Source organism: Acidovorax sp. Q11 (assembly GCF_054950075.1).
In genome coordinates this window covers 55,337-62,187 of the sequence record NZ_JBUDZG010000027.1, presented here as the reverse complement: position 1 = coordinate 62,187, position 6,851 = coordinate 55,337, and the positions used below count along the sequence as shown (strand labels likewise).

Here is a 6,851-nt window from a genome sequence, read left to right as displayed (position 1 = left end):
CCGCACCCGAGGCGATGGTGTCGCCCTCCCAGTCACCCAGGCGCGCTCGCTTGTCCACGATGGCGGGGCGCTGTGCGATGCCCACGCGATCGCGCAGCTGCCCCGCACCCGTGTGTGCCTTGCGCCGACGCTGGCCGCAACGCAGGCGCGGTGCAGCTTGTCCCATGCGGCGCAGCCGGTTGTAGATGCAGGTGTGGCTGATACGCAGGCGCCTTTCCAGCCCCAGGCGGGCTGCTGCCTGCTGAGGCGACAGATCCAGCTGCAGATACGACAGCACCAGCGCCCACTGGGCATCGTCAAAGCGCTGAGCGTTGATCTGGCCGCTTTGGCGCGCAAGAGCCTGTTGATGGGCACTGTGGGCTTCGTACGCAGTGCTGGCGCTACTGTTGCGCCGGATCTCGCGGGCAATGGTGCTGCGGTGGCGTCCCAGGCGCAGGGCTGTCTGTGTGATCGACAGCCCCACGTCGCGAAGGCATTGGATTTGGTAACGTTCGCTTTGGCTCAGATGGGTGTAGTTCATGGTGCACTTGGGTTGACTGGCAGGTCACACAAGTCATCTTCACTTACTTGTCTGGGCCTACCTTTTGGCAACGTGCACTTCGTTGTTTAAACCGCAAATCAAAACAGCCTCTTGCGCGCGACCATATTGCTTTTAAAGCTATGTATTCAATAGCAAACAAATGACACCGTGCCTGGGACCATCCCTACAACCATGACCCTGCGCCAAACCCTCCACGCCCTGCCCCGCGACGCCCGCGACACGCTGTTTCTGCTGTGTGTGATCGCCTGGGTGATTGCGCCGCAGGTCAACGTGCTGCCCGTCTGGGCGAGTCTGCTGGCGGGCGGCTTGCTGCTGTGGCGCGGCTGGCTGGCCTGGAAGGGGCGGCCCCTGCCCACACGCTGGGTGCTGGCCATTCCGCTGATCCTGGCCGTGGGCGGCACGCTGTACACCCACCGCACCATCCTGGGCCGCGACGCAGGGGTGACGCTGATCGTGATGCTGCTGGCGCTCAAGATGCTGGAGCTGCGCGCCCGGCGCGATGCGATGGTGGTGTTCTTCCTGGGCTTCTTCACGATGCTCAGCAACTTCTTCTTCTCGCAGTCGCTGTTCACCGCCGCCGCGATGCTGGTGGCGCTGCTGGGGCTGCTGGCGGCCCTGGTCAACGCGCACATGCCGGTGGGGCGGCCGCCGCTGGCGCACACGCTGCGCACGGCGGGCACCATGGCGCTGCTGGGTGCGCCCATCATGGCGGCGTTGTTCATGCTGTTCCCGCGCATGGCGCCGCTGTGGGGCATGCCCAGCGACACCATGGCCGGACGCAGCGGGCTCTCGGGCGTCATGAAGGTGGGCAACATTGCCGAGCTGGCGCTCGACGACAGCGTGGCCATGCGTGTGCGTTTTGACACCCCCAACGGTGCGCCCCCGCCACAGAACGAGCTGTACTTTAGGGGGCCGGTGTTTGGCGCCTTCGACGGCGTCGAGTGGCATCCGCTGGGCGCACGCAGCGGCGACATGCTGCAGTCTAGCCCCAGCACCCTGGCCAACCTGCAGGTGCGCGGCGAGCCCGTGCGCTACGAAGTGACCCTGGAAGCCCACCAGCGCCCCTGGCTGCTGCTGCTCGATGCCGCCGCGACCAAGCCCGCCATCTCGGGCATGGACACGCTCATGACGCAGGACCTGCAGTGGCTCACCAACCGCCCCATCACCGCTGTGGTGCGCTACAAGGCCGAGAGCCACCCCGATTTCAGCCATGGCCCCAGCGCGCCCACCCCCAGCCTGCGCGCCTACACCGAGCTGCCCGCAAGCTTCAACCCCCGCACGCTGGCGCTGGCCCAGCAAATGCGCAATGACCCGCAGATCGCACCCAACCCAGCCCAGAACAACGCCGAAGCCCTGGTCAATGCCGCGCTGGCGCGCCTGCGCACCGGCGGCTACACCTACACGCTGGAGCCCGGCGTGTACGGCCAGCACACCGCCGACGAGTTCTGGTTTGACCGCAAGGAAGGCTTTTGCGAGCACATCGCCTCCTCCTTTGTGGTGCTGATGCGCGCGCTGGACATCCCGGCGCGCATCGTCACCGGCTACCAGGGCGGCGACCGCAACCCTGTGGACGGCCTCTGGACGCTGCGCCAGGCCGATGCCCACGCCTGGGCCGAGGTCTGGCTGGCCGGGCGCGGCTGGGTGCGGGTGGACCCCACGGGCGCCGTGGCCCCCGGGCGCACCGGTGCCTTCGAACGGCTGCGCGCGCCGCAGGGTGCACTGGCCGCCGCCATGGGCACGGTGCTCAGCCCCGGTCTGGCCCAGAACCTGCGGGCCATGTGGGAGGCCGTCAACAACAGCTGGAACCAGTGGGTGCTCAACTACACCCAAAGCCGCCAGCTCGACCTGCTCAAGGCACTGGGCTTTGAAGCCCCCAGCTGGCAGGACCTGACCATGGTGCTGGGTTTCCTGATCATCTTTGCCGCCCTGGGTGGCATGGCCTGGAGCCTGTGGGAACGCAGCCAGCACGACCCCTGGCTGCGCCTGCTGGACCGCGCCCGCCAGCGCCTGGCCCGCGCCGGGCTGGTGCTGCCGCCCACCCTGCCCCCCCGCGCCATGGCCGAGCGCGTGCAGGCACAATTCGGCGCCCCGGCCGCGGCGGTGGCCGACTGGCTGCTGCGCCTGGAACGCCTGCGCTACGCCCCCCAGCCCGATACCGAATGGAGCCACCTGCGGCGCGAGTTCAATACCTTGCCCTGGCCCCCCGCATCCAAACCTTGACCCCGGACATGCCGAAGACCCACCGACCGATTGCCCTCATTGCTACGTTATTAATAGCTGTTTGCGCAATACCAGCGGGCGCAAAGCCCGAAAAACCCTCAAAAACCACCAGCGCCAGACAGCCTGCGGTGCTCTACGCCTCGCGTCCCGAGGCCCTGCAGTTTGCCGACGACCTGGCTGCGCGCCGCGACCTGGACCGCGAGTGGGTGCGCCAAGCAATCGGCCAGGCGCATTTCCTGCCCCAGGTGCCCAAGCTCATGCTGCCGCCGGCCAAAGGCACGGCCAAGAACTGGCGCGTGTACCGCAGCCGCTTTGTGGAGCCGATCCGCATCCGCGCCGGTGTGCGCTTCTGGCAGCAGAACCAGGCCGCGCTGGAGCGCGCCGAACGCGAGTACGGCGTGCCCGCCGAAACCATCGTGGGCATCATCGGGGTGGAGACCATCTACGGCCAGCAGATGGGCAACTTCCGCGTGATGGACGCGCTGGCCACGCTGGCGTTTGACTTCCCCTCGGCCCACCCGCGCGCCAAGGAGCGCACCGAATTCTTCCGCCGCGAGCTGGAGCAGTTCCTGAGCTTCACCAACCGCAGCAACACCGACCCCTTCGAGCCGCGCGGCAGCTACGCCGGGGCCATGGGCCTGGGCCAGTTCATGCCATCGAGCTGGGTGCGCTACGCCATCGACTTCGACGGCGACGGCCGCGTGGACCTGTTCAACAGCCCGGCCGACGCGATTGGCTCGGTCGCCAACTACTTCCGGGGCCACGGCTGGACACCAGGCATGCCCACGCACTTTGGCGTGCAGTTCGACAACGCACGGCTGCAGCTGGACGACCTGCTGGCCCCCGACATCCTGCCCACCTTCAGCGCGGCCAGCATGCTGGCCAAAGGCGCCGTGCTGGATGCCCAAGGCGCCCAGCACACGGGCCCGCTCGCACTGGTGGAGCTGCAGAACGGCAGCGAGGCCCCCAGCTACGTGGCGGGCACCGAGAACTTCTACGCCATCACACGCTACAACTGGTCCAGCTACTACGCGATGGCGGTGATCGAGCTGGGGCGCGAGGTGGCCGCCGCACGCGGCACGCCGTGATCGGGCGTTTCCACGGCCTGCGCGGGTGACCAGCCCAACACGGGCGCGATATACCGCGCGGTGTCGCTCAGGATCTGGGCGTACTCCTCGCCCGTGAAGTCGTACGGCAGCTCCAGCCGCAGTTCCTGCACGCTCGGCACGAGGGGGTCCTGGCGCAGGCTCTCCAGGATTTCGTCGGAGGTGCCCACCAGATCGCGCGCGAACAGCGTGCAGCGATCGCCCTGCGGCCCCAGCGTGCGCGGCACCCTGAGCGCAGCCCAGGCGCGGTAGCGCGCACGGGTGGCGGCGTCCGCACTGTCCAGCGGCACGATGACACGGCCCAGCGCCACGCGTGGGGCATAGGGCGCCGACCAGCTCGCGTGGAACAGGTCGAGCTGGCTGCGCTGCGCCTCGAAGAAGTCGTCGGTCAACTCGCCCCGGTTGAGGTTGCCGATCAGCAGGTGGTAGCCCTGCGCGCCCGCCCACTGCGCCGACTTGAGGGAGCCGCCGCCGTACCACAGGCGCTCCACCAACCCCGCTGCATGGGGCTGCACGCGTGGGCGCTGGCGGCCTGCGGGTGACTCCACGAAGAAATCGTCGTCACCGAAGAAATCGCCGCGCAGGTTGCTGCGCAGCCGCTCCACGCGCGCATGCGAGAAGTCGATGCCCTGCGCATCGCCGTCGAACAGGCGCCCACCCAGCAGCGGTCCATACGGCGGCGCGCCCGCACTCAGCCCCACCTGCAGCCGCCCGCGCGAAAGCACATCCACCGTCGCCAGGTCTTCCGCCAGCCGGAAAGGGTTCTCATACCCCATCTGGATCACCGCCGTGCCCAGCGCGATGCGGCGCGTGCGCTGCGTGGCGGCGGCCAGCAGCGTGGTGGCGGACGACACGGCCCGCTCCAGATGCCGCTGGCGCACCCACGCGCCCTGGTAGCCCAGGGCTTCCCCTTGCTCGAACAGGCGCAAGGTGTCTTCCAGGCCCTGGAAGGGGTTGTCTTCGGCATAGTTGCCGGGCGTCAGAAATGCGAGGTGCGCAATGGCCATGGTCAGAACTTCGGCAATCCGGGGGGGTTGGTCTCGGACTTGGGCAAGGCCTCTTCCAGCAAGCTCCAGCGCTGCAGCGCCTGTGTGTACTTGCCGGTCTTGATGAGCCCGTTGGTCGCCAGCGTGAGCGCGTCGGCCAGGCCCGATCCCTTGCGCGTGGTGATGGCCACGTCGGACTTGAGCGGCCAGCCCGCGTTCACCGTGCCCACGAGCTTGATCTTGCCGTCCTTGGCCGCGTGGTAGGCCTGGGGCGCGTTGGGGTTGAAGTTGGCGTCTGCACGGCCCGACACCACCCCCAGCAGCCGCGCGGCGTCGTCGTCAAAGTACACCGCTTCCACGGGTTTGAGGCCCGCAGCGATGTTCTGCTTGTTCCACTCCAGCAGGATGCGCTCCTGGTTGGTGCCCGAGCCGGTGATGACCTTGAGCCCGGCAATGTCCTTGGGCTCCTTGATGGATTTGATCTTGCTGTCGGCGCGCACGTAAAAGCCGTGCAGGCCCAGGCGGTAGGTGGAGAAGTCGTACTTCTCCTTGCGCTGCTCCGTCACGCCCACGTTGGAGATCACAGCGTCGTACTTGCCCGAGGAGAGGCCCAGCGGCCAGTCGGCCCAGGCAATCGGTAGCAATTCGAGTTTGAGTCCCAGCGCGTCGGCGATGAGCTGCGCGTAGTCGGGGTCGAAGCCCACCACGGTCTTGGCGTCGCTCGCGTAGGTGGCGATGGGCGGCGCGAAGGGGGCGATGGCCACGGTGAACACGCCGTCCTTCACGAACTTGAAGTTCTTCGGGATCGCCTGGACGGCAGCGGCGTCCTTCTCGGCGCGGACGCGGCCCTTCTGCTCGGGACTGAAATCAAATGCGGCAGCAGCGCTGGCAACGGTCCATGCACAGGACAGCGCACACGCCGAGGCCAGGGCCACGAGGCTGCGGCGCGATAGGGAATGGAGAGTCATGGAAGGTCCTTGAACGCTGCAGGCTTACTTCTTGGGCAGGCCGGGTGGGTTTGTGCGCGCGACCTGGATCGCCTCGGACTGCAGGTTCCAGCGCTCCAACGCCTTGGCATAGTTGCCGTTCTTGATCTGCGCGTTCAGCGCCACCGTGATCGCGTCGGCAATGCCGGAGCCCTTGCGCGAGGTCACGGCGATCTCGGCCGCCTGGGGCCAGCCGCCCGAGAAGGTGCCCACCAGCTTGGTCTTGCCGTCGCGCGCGTTGTGCGCGGCGATGCCGTTGGGGGCCAGGTAGGCGTCGGCACGTCCGGAGGCCAGTGCCAGGTACAGCACCACATCATCGTCGTAGTACTGGATGTCCACCGGCTTGAGCCCTGCGGCAACGTTCTGCTGGTTCCAGCGCAGCAGGATCTGCTCCTGGTTGGTGCTTGCGCCCACCACCACCTTCAGGCCCGCGACGTCCTTGGGCTCCTTGATCGACGTGATCTTGCTATCGGATTTCACGTACACGCCCAGCTGGTCATTGCGGTAGGTGGAGAAATCGAACTTCTCCTTGCGCTCCTCGGTCACGGTGACGTTGGAGATCACCACGTCGAACTTGCCCGACTGCAGGCCCAGCGGCCAGTCGGCCCAGGCCACGGACACCAGCTCCAGCTTGCGGCCCAGGCTGTCGGCCACGAGCTGCGCGACGTCGGGCGCGTTGCCCACAGGCGTCTTGTTGTCAGTGGCGTAGGCACCAAACGGCAGGCGCCCCGTGGTGGTGCCCACGGTGAGCACACCCTCCTTGGCGAACTTGAAGTCCTTGGCGACGAGCTTGATCGCTTCGTCCACCTTTTGCGAGCGGGGGCGCCCTGGCTGCTCAGGGCTCAGGTCGATGGCCTGCGCGGACGCATGGATGGGCGCGAGGGCGGCAATGGAGGCAGCGGCCAGCGCGAGGGCGGCCAGGGTCTTGTTCAGAAGGGTCATGGATGGGCTCCGGGATGAAAAAAGGTTGTCGGGATGGTTGAGAAGAAAGAACTGCGTCGCCCACGCTGCC

General features: G+C 67.4%; 6 protein-coding genes. 2 read left to right on the top strand and 4 right to left on the bottom strand.

Going from position 1 to position 6,851, the window contains the following annotated elements; all coding sequences use genetic code 11:
* Positions 1-520 (bottom strand): IS30 family transposase (locus ACYZGB_RS18165; RefSeq protein ID WP_462390282.1); only part of this gene is annotated, 520 nt, incomplete at its 3' end.
* Between the two features lie 192 nt (positions 521-712).
* On the opposite strand from ACYZGB_RS18165, the gene ACYZGB_RS18160 reads away from it, so the two are divergent.
* Positions 713-2,761, top strand: coding sequence for a transglutaminase TgpA family protein (locus tag ACYZGB_RS18160; protein ID WP_462390281.1), 2,049 nt, complete (start codon positions 713-715; stop codon positions 2,759-2,761).
* An 8-nt stretch (positions 2,762-2,769) separates the two neighbouring features.
* Complete coding sequence (mltB, locus tag ACYZGB_RS18155; RefSeq protein ID WP_462390280.1) at positions 2,770-3,849, top strand: lytic murein transglycosylase B; 1,080 nt, start codon at positions 2,770-2,772, stop codon at positions 3,847-3,849.
* Here the strand turns inward: mltB and ACYZGB_RS18150 are convergent.
* Genes ACYZGB_RS18150 through ACYZGB_RS18140 form a run of 3 tightly spaced genes read right to left on the bottom strand, consistent with a single transcriptional unit; the run spans position 3,789 to position 6,781 of the window.
* On the bottom strand, positions 3,789-4,874 hold the full coding sequence (locus tag ACYZGB_RS18150; RefSeq protein WP_462390279.1) for an LLM class flavin-dependent oxidoreductase: 1,086 nt from the start codon (positions 4,872-4,874) through the stop codon (positions 3,789-3,791). The two genes, mltB and ACYZGB_RS18150, sit on opposite strands and share 61 nt — an antisense overlap.
* A gap of 2 nt (positions 4,875-4,876) precedes the next feature.
* Entirely contained in the window at positions 4,877-5,821 is a 945-nt protein-coding gene (locus ACYZGB_RS18145; RefSeq protein WP_462390278.1) for an ABC transporter substrate-binding protein, read from the bottom strand.
* A gap of 24 nt (positions 5,822-5,845) precedes the next feature.
* Positions 5,846-6,781, bottom strand: coding sequence for an ABC transporter substrate-binding protein (locus ACYZGB_RS18140; protein WP_462390277.1), 936 nt, complete (start codon positions 6,779-6,781; stop codon positions 5,846-5,848).
* Positions 6,782-6,851 lie beyond the last annotated feature (70 nt).

What these genes read in the sequence shown, in the direction of transcription:
- ACYZGB_RS18160 (WP_462390281.1), top strand. Translation starts at nt 713, where the DNA reads ATGACCCTGCGCCAAACCCTCCACGCCCTGCCCCGCGACGCCCGCGAC.
- mltB (WP_462390280.1), top strand. Translation starts at nt 2,770, where the DNA reads ATGCCGAAGACCCACCGACCGATTGCCCTCATTGCTACGTTATTAATA.
- ACYZGB_RS18150 (WP_462390279.1), bottom strand. Translation starts at nt 4,874, where the DNA reads ATGGCCATTGCGCACCTCGCATTTCTGACGCCCGGCAACTATGCCGAA.
- ACYZGB_RS18145 (WP_462390278.1), bottom strand. Translation starts at nt 5,821, where the DNA reads ATGACTCTCCATTCCCTATCGCGCCGCAGCCTCGTGGCCCTGGCCTCG.
- ACYZGB_RS18140 (WP_462390277.1), bottom strand. Translation starts at nt 6,781, where the DNA reads ATGACCCTTCTGAACAAGACCCTGGCCGCCCTCGCGCTGGCCGCTGCC.